11 protein-coding genes and 1 tRNA gene are annotated in these 14,515 nt (G+C 69.6%); 9 read left to right on the top strand and 3 right to left on the bottom strand.

Translation table 11 applies throughout. The annotated features are described in order from the left end of the window. Together ACH4FX_RS28745 and ACH4FX_RS28740 are read right to left on the bottom strand one after the other, a co-directional pair. Positions 1–410: hypothetical protein (locus ACH4FX_RS28745; protein WP_398483737.1), on the bottom strand; the 410-nt coding region annotated here is incomplete at its 3' end. A gap of 1,222 nt (positions 411–1,632) precedes the next feature. Then, complete coding sequence (locus ACH4FX_RS28740) at positions 1,633–1,941, bottom strand: hypothetical protein (RefSeq protein ID WP_398483736.1); 309 nt, start codon at positions 1,939–1,941, stop codon at positions 1,633–1,635. Between the two features lie 12 nt (positions 1,942–1,953). On the opposite strand from ACH4FX_RS28740, the gene ACH4FX_RS28735 reads away from it, so the two are divergent. The 3 genes from ACH4FX_RS28735 (at position 1,954) to ACH4FX_RS28725 (ending at position 5,934) form a co-directional block, all read left to right on the top strand. Then, the gene (locus ACH4FX_RS28735; protein ID WP_398483734.1) at positions 1,954–5,169 is read left to right on the top strand and encodes a toxin glutamine deamidase domain-containing protein; all 3,216 of its coding nucleotides are present in this window, start codon (positions 1,954–1,956) and stop codon (positions 5,167–5,169) included. A 2-nt stretch (positions 5,170–5,171) separates the two neighbouring features. After that, the gene (locus tag ACH4FX_RS28730) at positions 5,172–5,510 is read left to right on the top strand and encodes a toxin-antitoxin system YwqK family antitoxin (RefSeq protein ID WP_398483732.1); all 339 of its coding nucleotides are present in this window, start codon (positions 5,172–5,174) and stop codon (positions 5,508–5,510) included. A 205-nt stretch (positions 5,511–5,715) separates the two neighbouring features. Further along, a complete protein-coding gene (locus tag ACH4FX_RS28725; RefSeq protein ID WP_398483730.1) occupies positions 5,716–5,934 on the top strand; it encodes a hypothetical protein in 219 nt (72 codons plus the stop codon). 477 nt (positions 5,935–6,411) lie between these two features. On the opposite strand, the gene ACH4FX_RS28720 is transcribed toward ACH4FX_RS28725, so the two are convergent. After that, a tRNA-Arg gene (locus ACH4FX_RS28720) sits at positions 6,412–6,483 on the bottom strand. Between the two features lie 190 nt (positions 6,484–6,673). On the opposite strand from ACH4FX_RS28720, the gene ACH4FX_RS28715 reads away from it, so the two are divergent. The 6 genes from ACH4FX_RS28715 to thrB all read left to right on the top strand — a co-directional run bounded on the left by ACH4FX_RS28715 (position 6,674) and on the right by thrB (position 14,204). Then, the gene (locus ACH4FX_RS28715) at positions 6,674–7,216 is read left to right on the top strand and encodes a response regulator (RefSeq protein ID WP_398483728.1); all 543 of its coding nucleotides are present in this window, start codon (positions 6,674–6,676) and stop codon (positions 7,214–7,216) included. 39 nt (positions 7,217–7,255) lie between these two features. Next, positions 7,256–8,713, top strand: a complete 1,458-nt coding sequence (nrtL, locus tag ACH4FX_RS28710; RefSeq protein ID WP_398483726.1) for an ArgS-related anticodon-binding protein NrtL — start codon at positions 7,256–7,258, stop codon at positions 8,711–8,713. 107 nt (positions 8,714–8,820) lie between these two features. Next, on the top strand, positions 8,821–10,212 hold the full coding sequence (gene lysA / locus ACH4FX_RS28705; RefSeq protein ID WP_398483725.1) for a diaminopimelate decarboxylase: 1,392 nt from the start codon (positions 8,821–8,823) through the stop codon (positions 10,210–10,212). Positions 10,213–10,499: 287 nt separating this feature from the next. Then, positions 10,500–11,828 carry a homoserine dehydrogenase gene (locus ACH4FX_RS28700; protein WP_398483723.1) on the top strand — a complete coding sequence of 443 codons (1,329 nt, stop codon included), beginning with the start codon at positions 10,500–10,502 and terminating at the stop codon, positions 11,826–11,828. A gap of 8 nt (positions 11,829–11,836) precedes the next feature. Further along, entirely contained in the window at positions 11,837–12,913 is a 1,077-nt protein-coding gene (thrC, locus tag ACH4FX_RS28695; protein WP_398483721.1) for a threonine synthase, read from the top strand. 373 nt (positions 12,914–13,286) lie between these two features. Further along, complete coding sequence (thrB, locus tag ACH4FX_RS28690; RefSeq protein ID WP_398483719.1) at positions 13,287–14,204, top strand: homoserine kinase; 918 nt, start codon at positions 13,287–13,289, stop codon at positions 14,202–14,204. Positions 14,205–14,515: the final 311 nt, after the last annotated feature.

Below are 14,515 nucleotides of genomic sequence, written 5' to 3'. Positions count from 1 at the left end.
AGTGCGGGCGGCGGCTCCTCCCACACCCCCCGCCCAGGCGAAACCAGCACAAGCGCAGACACGGGTGCCGGCTCCAGCCACGCGCCCTCCGCCGCCTCCGCTTCCGCTTCCGGCAATGCCACCCCGAGCCCGGACGGCAACCGAGACGTCCCCCGGGCGCAGCCCCTGCCGCCCCCGGACCAGCGCTCCCCCTTCGACAGCGGCTTCCAGGGCGGCAACGACCACAATCCGTACGCCGGTACCGACACCGGTTCCTCCGGCTCGCACAGCACCCCCGCCGCCGACCACAACACGCCCTCGGACACCATCAGCACCCAGCCGACACCGGACACCACCCCGGACGCGGCCCGCCCGAACCCGGACAACAACCCCAACAACAGTCCCGACAACAGTCCCGACAACATCAGCACTCAGCCCGCCCCGGACCGCGCGCGCTCTGTTCCCGAGTCCGGCAGTACCCACCCGACACCCGGTCCCGGCCCCGAGTCGATCAGCACCCAGCCGACGCCTGACCAGACCCCGGATGCGGCTCGTCCGACCCCCGAGAACAACCCGGCCAACATTTCCGCCCAGCCCACTCCGGGCCCACCGCCCTCCACTCACCCGGATGCAGCGCCCGCCCCCACTCCGGCGCCCGACGCCGCACCTGCACCGGACCGCCCCGCCCCGGATCAGCCTGTTCCTCGCCAGGAAGCCTCGACCACGTCCGAGTCCCCGCCTGACACATTCACCCCGGGACCCACCCACGGCAATCCGCCGAGCAACGACGGCTCCGGCTCCGTTCCCGGGGACAACGGCACCACCGGCACCGGCCGTTCCGCCATGCCGCACGTCGGCATGCCGCCCCAGGGCGCCCCTGTCCAGCACTCACCGACTCACAGCCACCCCATACAGCAGCGCGACCCGGCCCCGGGCGACCCCATGCCGCAGGTGGGGGACGCCACCGAACTGTCCACCCAGTCCGCGGCCACCACGACGGCCCCGCCACCCACCACTGCGCACGTCCCCACCCCGGACACGGGCCCGACGCCCGGTCCGACGCAGAACGCCCCGCAAAACGCGGGACCGGCCATGGGCATGCCCACTGCCATGCCGCCCCATGCCGGTCCCACCCCATCGAACTCCGCCCCGCCGCGCGGCAGCACACCGTCCAACACGAGCACCGCATCGCAGCTCAACCACCGACCCGACGGCCGTCGCCCCGTCCAGGGCGTCACGCAACAGCCCCGCCCCGACCGGTCGCCGCGCAACTCACGTCCGGACGGCTCGCGCCGCACCGACGCCCCCACCACCGCACCGGACAAGAATCGCCGCCCTGACGGCTCGCAGATCGTTCACGACCACACCCAGCACTCAGGCCCCGTAGCTCCGCCGCACAATCCCCGCCTTGACGGTTCCGCTCGGACTGATCGCACACAGTCTGTCCAGGACGATCAGTCATCGTCACATCCGGACGCACCCCGCCCGGACCAGGCCCCACCGCGCCCGGATACTGCCCGCCCGGACACTCCTGCTTATCCCGGCCCCCACCAGCCCAACCAGCCTTTTCAGCAGCGGCCCGACCAGAACCGCGATCAGCCTCGCCAGCAGCAGCCCTACCAGCAACACCCACAACAATCGCACCAGCATTTTTCACAGCAGCCGCATCCGTACCAACAAAATCCTCACCACCAACAACAACTTCAGAACCAGCAGGCCACTCCTCATCCGCAAACGCGGCCCAACCAGCAGCAGCCGCACTCTCAACAACAGCAGCCCCTTCACCACCAAACCGACCAAGTCCACTCCCAACAGAGCCGCCAACAGCACCCCGCCCCTCAATACCAAGCGCCACAACATCAGCAGCCGCAGGCTGTACCACAGCCCCCACGGCCCTCCTTCAACGACGTCCGGGCGAGTCTCAATCACCAGCCCAATGGCCTGTACTCGCCCTTTGCGCATGACCAGCAGGCGTTGCTGAACAATTTCCCGCGCAACCCGGACGGCACCTTCCAGCGCTTCCCGGACCCGTTCCAGCCCTGGGCCCGGTACCAGAACGACGGCGGTGTCCGGGTTCTGGGCCGCTCCAACAACTGCGCCGACTGCACCCGTTCCTTCATCGAGTCCTGGTATGGCAACCCCCAGGTCTCCGCTGTTCGCACCTACGACCGCGACGCCAACGGTGACCTTGACCGGAACAGCGGCGAACGTGACGGCACCAACAACATTCAGAACTGGGCCGGCACTGCCTTCCGCGCCTCCGGCAGCAATGCACATGACGGTTATGCCCGGATAGCCGACGAACTCCGTCAGGCCGGGCACGGCGCGGTCTCCGCCGTTCTCGTCACCTGGCCGACGAGGCCCAATGGCACGGGTGGTGGTGCTCATGTGTTCAACGCCGTCAATCACAACGGCCGTGTCATCTGGGTGGACAGCCAGTCCGGAGAAGTCAGTCACCAACCCCTCGGCACCAACGCCGTGGGCGTCTGGCACCTCACGCTCGACGCCAACCGCAACCCGTACGACCCCACCCGTTCTCAAGTACCCCTGACGCCTCAGCAACCTCCGCATACGTACCAGCCCAGCCCATATCAGCAGCCGCAGCCCACCCCCTACACCCGGCAGCCAGGCCCCTACCAGCAGCCGCACCACCCCGCTCCGTACGCTCAACAGCCTCACCAGCCTGGCCCCTATGCGCAGCCGAGGCCGTACCAGCAACCGCAGCAGCCTGGTCCCGATGCGCAGCCGGGCCCTTACCAACAGCCGCAGCAGCCACCACAGCAGCAGAACCCGCACGTCCAGCAGCAGCCAAGGCCGTACACGGAACAACAGCCCTACCAGCGGCAGACACCCCAAAATCAGCCCTACCAGCAGCAACCACAGCCCCAGCCCGGCCCCAACCAGCAGAACCAGCAGCCGGACTCGTACGCCCACTCTCAGCAGCACCCAAATCGGCAAGAATCGCTCACTCAGGAACAGACGCCCACTCAGCGACAGGCATCACATCAGGACCATGTGGCTCAGGAGTCCTTTGAACCGGCTCCCGACCACGGGGACTCGGACCCGGACCCCAACTCACTGCATGCCATCCGGGCCGACCTCGATCAGGAGACCGGCGGTCTGCGTGCGCCCGACCCCGCTGATCAACAACGTCTGGAGGATGCGCACCCGCGGAATCCCGACGGTACGCCGCAGCGTTTCGCCAACCCCTTCGACCCCTGGAGTCGTCTTCAGAACGACGGTGGCGACACCGTTCCCGGGCGCGGCAACAACTGTGCCGACTGCTCCCGCTCCTTCTTGGAGACCTGGTACGGCAATCCCCAGGTCTCCGCTCCGCGCACGCTCGACGCCGATGAGCACGGCAACGTGCTCGCCTGGAAGCCCGAGGACAACTCCAACGAGAACCAGATCCGGTGGAGCGGAGCCACCCACACCTATGCCGGTCGTGGCGATGACCCCCGCACCGCGGCCCGTATTGCGCACGACCTTCAGCAAGCAGGGCACGGCGCGGCCGCCATTGTGCAGGTCAACTGGCCAAACGGCCGTGGTGGCCATGCGTTCAACGCGGTCAACTACCACGGGCGGATCATCTGGGTGGACGCCCAGTCCGGCGTGGTCAGCACGGACCCGCTGCACATCCCGAAAGCGGAACACGCGTTCTACATTCCGCTTGATGCCAACCGTCGGCCGCTCCACGCCGATCACGTCATGGAGAAGCCCGACAGGGCCCGCACCGATACATCCGAGAACAAGCCGGACGCCACCACTGAGTCGACCGACGCCGAGATCAGCTCCCACGATGTGCCCACTGACAAGGTCGATGACTCGAACGAGTCATCGACCGGCCGCGGCACGGCAGAGTCTTGGTATATGCACGGTGATGAACGGACGTCCCGGCCTCTTTTGAGCCGCGAAAGGCTGCCCGCACACCGCGGTGCGGATATTTCTCGGCACCTGGCCGAGGTCCTCCGCAACGATCCCCAACCGCTGAGATATGGCAGACCGGTCGAGAGGCCATCAGACGGCGAAGTAACTACCCGGGACTCGCAGACCCGGACTCCGCCCCCCGGGGCTCCGCGATGGATGGGTTCGCGTTCGCCAGGGACGGCCGAGCCTGCCGGTGCCGAACACGAGGCCGCGCATCGGAAGGACGAGAACCATCCGCCGCCCGAACCGTCGGGCGGCGAATCGGACCCGACGGGCGGCGACCATGACCTTGCTCGGGGCGACGACAGCGAATCCCGCCGAGATGAGGATCAGGACCCGGCCGTGCGGTTCAAGGTGCCCTCGGCCGGCGACGTGCGCGTGGACGACCCGCCCGAGTTCCCCGATCCTGTCGACCCCGGTGATGCTCCTGATACCCGTGACCTGGATTCGGAGGTGGAGAACAAGCGACGCGGTGGATTTGTCGAGCAACTTGACCTGAACGACACCGGCCGGGTGGAGCTGGACGACAACGGCCTGATCACGAGTGTCGACGGGAAAACTGTCAGAGAGTATGTGCAGGAAATGTCCGAGGAGCGGGCGCGCAGGCACGCAGAAATGCGTGACGCCGATGACGGGCCGTGCTCGGCCTTGGCGATCGACCGACGCACGGGCCTGATCACCGAGGGTCTCAATGGTGACCCGGATGATGCGATCAGGCTGAAGCACCTGCACCCGCTACTGCGTAAAAATTACCTGGGCATGGCCGCCTGGATGCATCCGATCATGGCGTCGGAGGGCAGCGTCCTGATAGGAAATCGAATCGCACCGGATGGGTCGGCAGCGCGGGACGAAAATGGAAAAGTAATCCCCAACTCGGAGATGGTCTATACTGGCCGGGCCTACTTTGACGACCCCTTGCGGCACGCCGAGGTGAAAGCCGTGAATGAGCTGCTCTGGGCCCGTCAGCGGAAACATGAAGAAGACTGGCGCAAGGAACACGGAGAAGATTCCACGCCGCCGCCGCTGAGCCGTGAGGTGCTGGACGAAATGCGGTTCGATCCGAGGTGGATCGAAACTGCTGTCGTGAAGAGGGGGAAGAATAAGGGCAACATCATTCACTCCGTCGGCGAATCGGCGCCGGCCTGCCCGAACTGCAACGGTGTTCTCCAGGGCGTCCCGAGCTATGCTGGTCGCCATCAGTACTCCATCGGCGACTATCGGCGCAGGGATAAAGGCAATTACATACCTCCCGTAATGGAATAAACGTGCGTATCGAATACGAAGACACACACCGGGACGAGGACGCTCGCTTGCTCTGCGGGGACGACCTGGTCACAGGCGAGGTCGTCTCCCGGGACCGAGAGGGTCGAATCATCGCGCTCATCTCTTACGTCGACGGGGTCCCCTCCGGACCGCACATCCGGTGGTACCCGAATGGGGCGAAGAAGAAGGAGGGCCAGACGCGTTGGGGTCTGGCCGTGGGTGAGTGGCGCAAATGGCACCCGAATGGTCAGCTCGCCGAACACACCGTCTACAACCATCAAGGGAGGCCGGTACGCAGTCAGGCGTGGGACAAGGACGGAAACCTCACGGAAGACGAGTGACGCACGGGCTGATCCCCGTCGTCGGGCACGTCCCCGGCACGGTTGCGTGCCCGGGGTTCCCGTCCGTATGGCAATCGCGCTGAACAGGAGAGAAACCTCCATGGCACAGAATGTTCCCATGCCCCCGACCACCCCTGAGGAAGCCCTCGCCATCGTGCTCAGTCGTTACGCCCGTCCCCAGCTGGCGGATGGCTCTCCTGCGCCGATGCATGTCCATGAATTCGACATCGGCTACCTCGTCTACCCCACTTATCCCCCCACCGGGCCGGTGGAGCCGGCAGCCCCGCCGATGCCGGCACCGCCCGGCGGCGCGAACGTCGTCGTGGCCAAGGACACCGGAGAGACGGTCACCGTTCCCAACGTCGACAACGACTCGGCCATCGCGAGCTATCGCCGGCACCGCGAGCGCACAGCCAACTCCTAACACGTTCATCGTGGGAATCAGGGGACCGGCGTGAGGCGGTGACCACGCCGCGAGCACCGGCTCCGGACAGCAGCCCGGCGACTCACGGGAAACCGGCCCATGCATGCGTCGGGACCGATCACAGCGGGCACGTCCGGGGGCGCTCCAGGTCGCGTCCCCGACGGACACCGCCCGGACCCGCCGATGCCCCTGATGTCCGACAACGTGGTCGAGTCGGCCCCGCCAGTACTTCCGCCACACGCCCGCCACTCCGCCAGGCCGTATGTCCTCTCCGGCACGCGCCTCAGGCCCCTGGACTCGTCCGGGGGCCTTTGCGTTTGGCGAAGCTGACCAGGGAAGGTACATGGAGGCTTGTCCGCGAATAGTTCACAGACCGCGTCATAGGACTGCTTCGGGCCGCACACGCCTGCACATACGCGAAGACCCCGCACTCAGCGGTCGCGCTGATGGCGGGGTCTTTCGGCACTTCTTTCGAAGTGCCCCCGGCAGGATTCGAACCTGCGCACACGGCTCCGGAGGCCGTTGCTCTATCCCCTGAGCTACGGGGGCGTGTCGGCTGCTCTCGCGGCGACGGGTAGAACACTACCAGCTCTGATGGGGTGTTCATGAACGGGTTGCGGGTGGGGTGCCGTAGCGCATGTGGGGGTGGGGGTTCCGGGGGTCGGGGGAAGGTCCCTCGGACGGGGCGGAAGTGGGGAAAACCCGGACGCAGCCGGAGGCGCGCGCCTAGTCTCAAGGTGTGCCTGGCTTGTCCGGCCGGGTCCTTGTCGTCGACGACAACAAGGTCATCCGGCAGTTGATCAGGGTCAACCTGGAGCTTGAGGGCTTCGAGGTCGTGACCGCGGCCGATGGTGCCGAGTGCCTGGACATCGTGCATCGGGTCGCTCCGGACGTGGTGACGCTCGATGTGGTGATGCCCCGGCTCGACGGGCTGCAGACGGCGGCTCGGCTGCGGGCCGATCCGCGGACGCGGGACATACCGCTCGCCATCGTCAGCGCCTGTACGCAGGCGGAGGTGGAGAGCGGGCAGGCGGTGGGGGTGGACGCGTTCCTGGCCAAGCCGTTCGAGCCGATGGATCTCGTGCGTACGGTGCGGCGGCTGGTGAGCCGTGGGGAAGAGACGCAGGAGGGGCCGGGGGGAGAGGAGCAGGCGGGGGAGGCCGGCTCGGGGGTGGAAAGAGCGGCCGGTGTTGAGGTCGGGGCGGAGAGCGTCCCTGATGAGGTCGGGGCCGATGTCGAGGCCGAGGGGGGATCGGAGGCGGCGGTGCGGCCGGCCGGCTGAGATGGCTTGTCCGGTCGGCTGGGCGTCGGTGTCCGGTGGGTGAAACCGGGTGGCGGTGGGGGACTGCCTCTCCCATACGCTGGGGGCGTGACCCCCGCTGAGTTCTCCCGCGCCGTGCTGTGCTCCGTGCGCGGCGCTGTGGAGGATGGGGAACTCTCCGTGACCGTGCCGGAGCGGGTTGTGGTGCGGGTGCCGGGGAGTAAGGGGAGTAAGGCGAGGCAGGGCGGAGGCGACGGGGTCGACTTTGCGTGTGATGTCGCGTTGCAGGTGGCCAAGGAGGCCGGCCGGCCGCCGCGCGAGGTGGCCGAGGTCCTGCGTAAGCGGCTGACGGGGGTGCCCGGGGTCGCTGGTGTGGGGGTTGCCGGGGCCGGGTTCTTGAATGTGACGTTGACGGGTGCGGCCAGGGCCGGGCTCGTACGGAGTGTGCTGGCGCAGGGGCGGGCCTACGGGAACGCCGGTGGCCGTGGGCGGGTGGAGCTCCGGGCGGCGGAAGGTGCAGGCGTACGGGCCGCCGTCACGGTCGAAGCGCTGGAGCGGATTCTGCCCGCCGGGGGAGTGGGGACGAGTCCGGGCGGCGAGGAGGTTCGGCCCCGGGAGGTCCGTCCCGGTGAGCTTCGTCCCCGGGAGATCCTTCCCCGGGAGGTCCGTTCTCGGGACGTCCGTCCCCAGGAGGACCGTCCCCGGGAGGCCCGTTCGCCGGAGGACCGCCCCCGGGAGGTCCGCGTTCGTCCGCAGGGGGTTGAGGTTCCTTCCCGGGCCCATCCCGAGTCCCGCCTGGAGCCTCGTCCCGAGCCCCGCCGGGAGTCCGATCGCGAGTCCCGCCTGGAGCCCCGTCCCGAGCTTCACCCGGACCTCCATCCCGAGCCCCACCCGAACCCCCAGCCCGCCCCTTCGGACGCCCTCTCCCAGAGCGCTGTCGCCTCCGAATGGCGCCTCCTCACCACCCGCCTCGGCCCCGACGAGGTCCGCTGGGCCCTGTTGCGTCCTGCGCAAGGGGATGCCGTGCGGCTTCCCGACCGTCCTGTGCAGCAGGAGGGGAACGCGCGGTTCCGGGTGCAGTACGCGTATGCCCGTACGTGCGCGATGACGCGTAATGCCCGGGATCTGGGGTTCGCCGCCGACCCCGGAGCGCTGGCCGAGATGGCGGAGACAACGGAGATGGCCGGGACGGCGGAGACGGCCGGGACGGTGGAGGCAGGGGAGCCGTCCGATAGAGCGGGGAGCGCCGCCCTCCGCGACCTCTTCGCCGCCATCGCCGAGTATCCCGCCGTCGTCGAGGCCGCTGCGCGGCACCGGGCGCCCGATCGGGTCGCGCGGCATCTGGAAGTGACCGCCGACGCCTGGTTGCGCTGTCACGATGTGTGTCCGCCGCTGCCCGTCGGGGAGGAGAAACCCTCGGCCGTGCACCGTGGCCGGCTGGCCCTCGCCGAAGCCGCCGGAACGGTGCTCGCCAACGGCCTTCACCTGCTCGGCATCTCCACGCCCGATCGTCTTTAGACCTGGTCCGGACACTGGTGATCGAACCGGACACCGGTAGCCGGCCCGCAGGCCCGCTGCCGACGTCAACGACCAGGTCGTAGCACTCCGAGGGGAATACCCACGCCATGAGCCGTTCCGCCCACCCCGCAGGCCCCCGCCACGGCGACGTCCTGCCCGAAGGCCACTACTCCGCCCCGCCCGCCGATCTGAACAGCATCGACGCCCGCGTGTGGGCCCGTACGGTCCGCCGCGACGAGGACGGTGTGATCACCGTCGGCGGGGTCGGCGTCACCGCGCTCGCCGAGGAGTTCGGCACGCCCGCGTACTTCCTGGACGAGGACGACTTCCGGGGCCGGTGCCGGGCGTGGAAGGACGCTTTCGGGGCGGGCGCGGACGTCTTCTACGCGGGGAAGGCCTTCCTGTCGCGGGCGGTGGTGCGCTGGCTCGCGGAAGAAGGGATGAACCTCGACGTGTGCAGCGGGGGCGAGCTGGCCACCGCGCTCGCCGCCGGCATGCCCGCCGAGCGGATCGCGCTGCACGGGAACAACAAGAGCGTCGAGGAGATCACCCGGGCCGTGGAGGCGGGCGTCGGGCGGATCGTGCTCGACTCCTTCCAGGAGATCGTGCGGGTCGCGCACATCGCGGACCGGCTGGGCAAGCGGCAGCGGGTGCAGATCCGGGTGACGGTGGGCGTGGAGGCCCATACGCACGAGTTCATCGCCACCGCGCACGAGGACCAGAAGTTCGGCATCGCGCTGGCCGGCGGGCAGGCCGCGGAGGCCGTACGGCGGGTGCTGAAGCTGGACGGGCTGGAGCTGACCGGCATCCACTCGCACATCGGCTCGCAGATCTTCGACATGGCCGGCTTCGAGGTCTCGGCGCGGCGCGTGGTGCAGCTGCTGACCGAGGTACGGGACGAACACGGGGTGGAGCTCCCGGAGATCGACCTCGGGGGCGGGCTCGGGATCGCGTACACCTCGGATGACGACCCGCGCGAGCCGCACGAGATCGCGAAGGCGCTGGGCGACATCGTGACGCGGGAGTGCGCGGCGGCCGGGCTGGCCGTGCCGCGCCTGTCCGTGGAGCCGGGCCGGGCCATCGTCGGCCCCACCGCCTTTACGCTGTACGAGGTCGGCACGGTCAAGGAGCTGGACGGGCTGCGGACGTATGTCTCCGTGGACGGCGGCATGTCGGACAACATCCGTACGGCCCTGTACGACGCCGAGTACAGCGTGGCGCTGGCCTCGCGGGCCTCGGACGCGCCGCCGATGCTCTCCCGGGTGGTCGGCAAGCACTGCGAGAGCGGCGACATCGTCGTACGGGACGCGTTCCTGCCCGCCGACGTGGCGCCCGGTGACCTGCTCGCCGTGCCGGCGACCGGCGCGTACTGCCGGTCGATGGCGAGCAACTACAACCACGCGCTGCGGCCGCCGGTGGTCGCGGTGCGGGCGGGAGCGGGGCGCGTGATCGTGCGGCGGGAGACGGAGGAGGACCTGCTGCGGCTCGACGTCGGGTAGGGACGAGAGCGGGTAGGGACGAGAGCGGGTAGGGACGAGAGGGGACGGGGAGCGCGGGCGAGGCCGGTCCGGTCCTGCCCGTGCGACCGGCCGGGTCCTGCCCGTACGGCCGGCCCGGACCCGTCCGTACGGCCCGTCCGGCCCCGTCCGTGCGGCCGGTGTCCGGCGTACCGGCCGGGTGACCGACAATGGTGGAACGGATGTCTCGGCATCCGGACCGGGGCCTGGATTCCCGGTCCGGTGCGTGAGACTGGTGCCTTACCGAGCAGGAAAGCGAAAGAGGTCGAATGATGCGTACGCGTCCGCTGAAGGTGGCGCTGCTGGGCTGTGGAGTGGTCGGCTCAGAGGTGGCGCGCATCATGACGACGCACGCCGACGATCTCGCGGCCCGCATCGGAGCACCGGTCGAACTGGCCGGGATCGCCGTCCGCCGCCCGGACCGGGTACGTGCGGGGGTGCCCGCGGAACTGGTCACCACCGACGCGAAAGCACTGGTCAAACGGGGCGACATCGATGTGGTCGTCGAGGTGATCGGCGGGATCGAGCCTGCCCGGAGCCTGATCACCACCGCGTTCGAGCACGGTGCGAGCGTCGTCTCGGCCAACAAGGCGCTGGTCGCCGCGGACGGCGCGGCGCTGCACGCCGCGGCCGAGGCCAACGGCGCCGACCTGTATTACGAGGCCGCCGTGGCCGGCGCGATCCCGCTGGTCCGGCCGCTGCGCGAGTCGCTGGCCGGTGACAAGGTCAACCGGGTGCTCGGCATCGTCAACGGGACGACCAATTTCATCCTGGACAAGATGGACAGCACGGGTGCGGGGTACTCGGAGGCGCTGGACGAGGCCACCGCCCTGGGGTACGCGGAGGCCGACCCGACGGCGGACGTGGAGGGCTTCGACGCCGCCGCCAAGGCCGCCATCCTGGCCGGTATCGCCTTCCACACCCGGGTGACCATCGACGATGTGCACCGCGAGGGGCTGACCGAGGTCACCGCCTCCGACATCGCCTCCGCCAAGCGCATGGGCTGCACGGTCAAGCTGCTCGCGATCTGTGAGCGGGCCGCCGACGGGGCCTCGGTCACCGCGCGCGTGCACCCCGCCATGATCCCGCTGACGCACCCGCTGGCCTCCGTGCGCGAGGCGTACAACGCGGTCTTCGTCGAGGCGGAGGCGGCCGGGCAGCTGATGTTCTACGGACCGGGCGCGGGCGGCTCGCCGACCGCCTCCGCGGTCCTCGGAGACCTGGTGGCGGTCTGCCGCAACAAGCTGGCCGAGACCACCGGGCCCGGCGAGTCGGCGTACACGCAACTGCCGGTCGGCCCGATGGGCGATGTGGTCACCCGCTACCACATCAGCCTGGACGTGGCCGACAAGCCCGGTGTCCTGGCCCAGGTGGCCACGGTCTTCGCCGAGCACGGCGTGTCCATCGACACCGTCCGCCAGCAGAGCAAGGACGGGGGTGCCGCCCGGGCCGGTGAAGCCGAGAACGGGGGAGAGGCGGCCCTCGTCGTCGTCACGCACCGGGCGGCCGACGCCGCCCTGTCGTCGACCGTCGACGCGCTGCGCGAACTGGACACCGTCCGGGGCGTCGCCAGCATCATGCGGGTCGAAGGGGAGTAAAGGAACCCATGTCTGCCATTTCCACCGCGAGCCGTCAGTGGCGCGGAATCATCGAGGAGTACCGCGACCGGCTGCCGGTCGGGGCGTCGACCGAGGTCGTCACATTGCGGGAGGGCGGTACGCCGCTGGTGCCCGCCCAGGTGCTCTCCGAGCGCACGGGCTGTGAGGTGCATCTCAAGGTGGAGGGGGCCAACCCCACCGGGTCCTTCAAGGACCGCGGGATGACGATGGCCATCACCCGGGCCAAGGAGGAGGGCGCCAAGGCGGTCATCTGCGCCTCCACCGGCAACACCTCGGCCTCGGCCGCCGCCTACGCCGTACGGGCCGGGATGGTCTGCGCCGTCCTCGTCCCGCAGGGCAAGATCGCACTGGGCAAGATGGGCCAGGCGCTGGTGCACGGCGCCAAGATCCTCCAGGTCGACGGCAATTTCGACGACTGTCTGACGCTGGCCCGGGGCCTGTCCGACAAGTACCCCGTCGCACTTGTGAACTCCGTCAACCCGGTACGGATCGAGGGCCAGAAGACCGCCGCCTTCGAGATCGTCGACATGCTCGGCGACGCGCCGGACCTCCATGTGCTGCCGGTCGGCAACGCGGGCAACATCACCGCGTACTGGAAGGGCTACCAGGAGTACGCGGCCGACGGCGTGGCCGCGCGCACCCCGCGCATGTGGGGTTTCCAGGCGTCCGGCAGCGCGCCGATCGTACGTGGCGAAGTCGTCAAGGATCCGCACACGATCGCGACCGCGATCCGTATCGGCAATCCGGCCTCCTGGGAGTTCGCCGAGCGGGCCCGGGACGAGTCCGGCGGCTTCATCGACGAGGTGACCGACCGTCAGATCCTGGCCGCCTACCGGCTGCTGGCCTCCCAGGAGGGCGTCTTCGTGGAGCCCGCCTCGGCCGCCTCGGTGGCCGGGCTGCTCAAGGCCGCCGACGAGGGCAAGGTCGACCCGGGCCAGCGCATCGTCTGCACGGTCACCGGCAACGGCCTGAAAGACCCGGACTGGGCCGTCGCGGGCGCCCCGCAGCCGGTCACGGTCCCGGTCGACGCGGACGCCGCGGCCGAGCGCCTCGGTCTGGCGTAACGCGCCCCCGGGACGCGACGCACCCGGCCGGCCCCTGCGGACGGCCGGGCGTCCGCCCCGGCGCGCGGCACCGCGCGCCACGGGGAACGGGGTCCGCAGGGGCCCCGTCACCCGGTTTCAGCAAACCCTGCAAAGGCTGCAAAGGTGGCTCGGAGCCACAGGCGGCGTGCGACACGCATCGTGCGCCTCCTGTGCGCCCTATGTCGCCACAGAACCTTCCTTCGATAGGCTGGCAGCCAACTCCCCTCCCCACGGCATGCCGCAGTGGTGTGCAGGGCAGGTCAGAACGGTCCCCACGAGCCGGCCGGGCACCCTGGTGCCGCGGCGCTCCGGGGCAGTGCCGCAGCATCACACCAAGGAGAGTCATCGAGCGATGGCCGGTCCAGCGTTCCGCGCCGCCGCCGTCCGGGTGCGCACCCCCGCGACCAGCGCCAATCTCGGTCCCGGCTTCGACGCCCTGGGGCTGTCCCTCGGGCTGTACGACGACGTCGTGGTGCGGGTGGCCGATTCCGGCCTGCACGTCGACATCGCGGGCGAGGGCGCCGAGACCCTGCCGCGCGACGAGAGCCATCTGCTCGTACGGTCCCTGCGCACCGCCTTCGACCTGCTCGGCGGGCAGCCGCGCGGCCTGGAGATCGTGTGCGCCAACCGCATCCCGCACGGCCGTGGCCTGGGCTCCTCCTCCGCCGCGATCTGCGCCGGCATCATGGCCGCCCGCGCGGTGACCATAGGCGCCGAGCAGAAGCTGGACGATGCGGCGATGCTGGAACTGGCGACCGAGATCGAGGGCCATCCGGACAACGTCGCCGCCTGTCTGCTCGGTGGTTTCACGCTGGCCTGGACGGATACCGGAACCGCGCGGGCGATCAGGATGGAGCCCGCGGATTCCATCGTTCCGGTGGTCTTCGTACCGGGCCGCCCGGTGCTCACGGAGACCGCGCGGGGCCTGCTGCCGCGTACCGTCCCGCACGTGGACGCGGCGGCCAACGCCGGCCGCGCCGCACTGCTCGTCGAGGCCCTGACCAGGCGTCCCGAGCTGCTGCTGGCCGCGACCGAGGACCGACTTCACCAGGAGTACCGTGCTCCCGCGATGCCCGAGAGCGTGGCCCTGGTGAACCGACTGCGGGCGGACGGCGTCCCCGCGGTCGTCTCCGGCGCGGGCCCCACGGTGCTCGCGCTGGTCCAGGAGGACGCGGCCGACAAGGTCGCCGGCCTGGCGGGCGAGGGGTGGGCGGCCAACCGGCTGGCCCTCGACGCGGCGGGCGCCTCGGTGCTGCCGCTCGCCGGGTGATCGTTCGATTGCCGGTCTTCGAGAGGGGGAATGTTTGTTGGATCCGGTAGTGTTAACCTCAAGTGAGTACGTGACGCCTCTGCGGCGCGGTACTCCGTGTCCCCCATCGGGACCACCTTTCTTCCGGGAGCCTCCCAAACTGCTTGGAGCAACTGCCTGAGCAGTAGCGAGCACGCTCCGGAATCGGCGTGACGGACATGAGTCACAGACATCTCTTCGCGCCGGAACCATGAACTGATCTCTCCGCCATTTCCGGCGGGACCACCGCCCCGGCCAGGTCCGCGAGTACGGGACCGCAGCCGGACAGCACA

It is taken from the genome of Streptomyces sp. NPDC018019, assembly GCF_044327805.1.
Taxonomy (GTDB): domain Bacteria; phylum Actinomycetota; class Actinomycetes; order Streptomycetales; family Streptomycetaceae; genus Streptomyces.
This window is presented reverse-complemented; position numbering and strand designations above follow the sequence as displayed.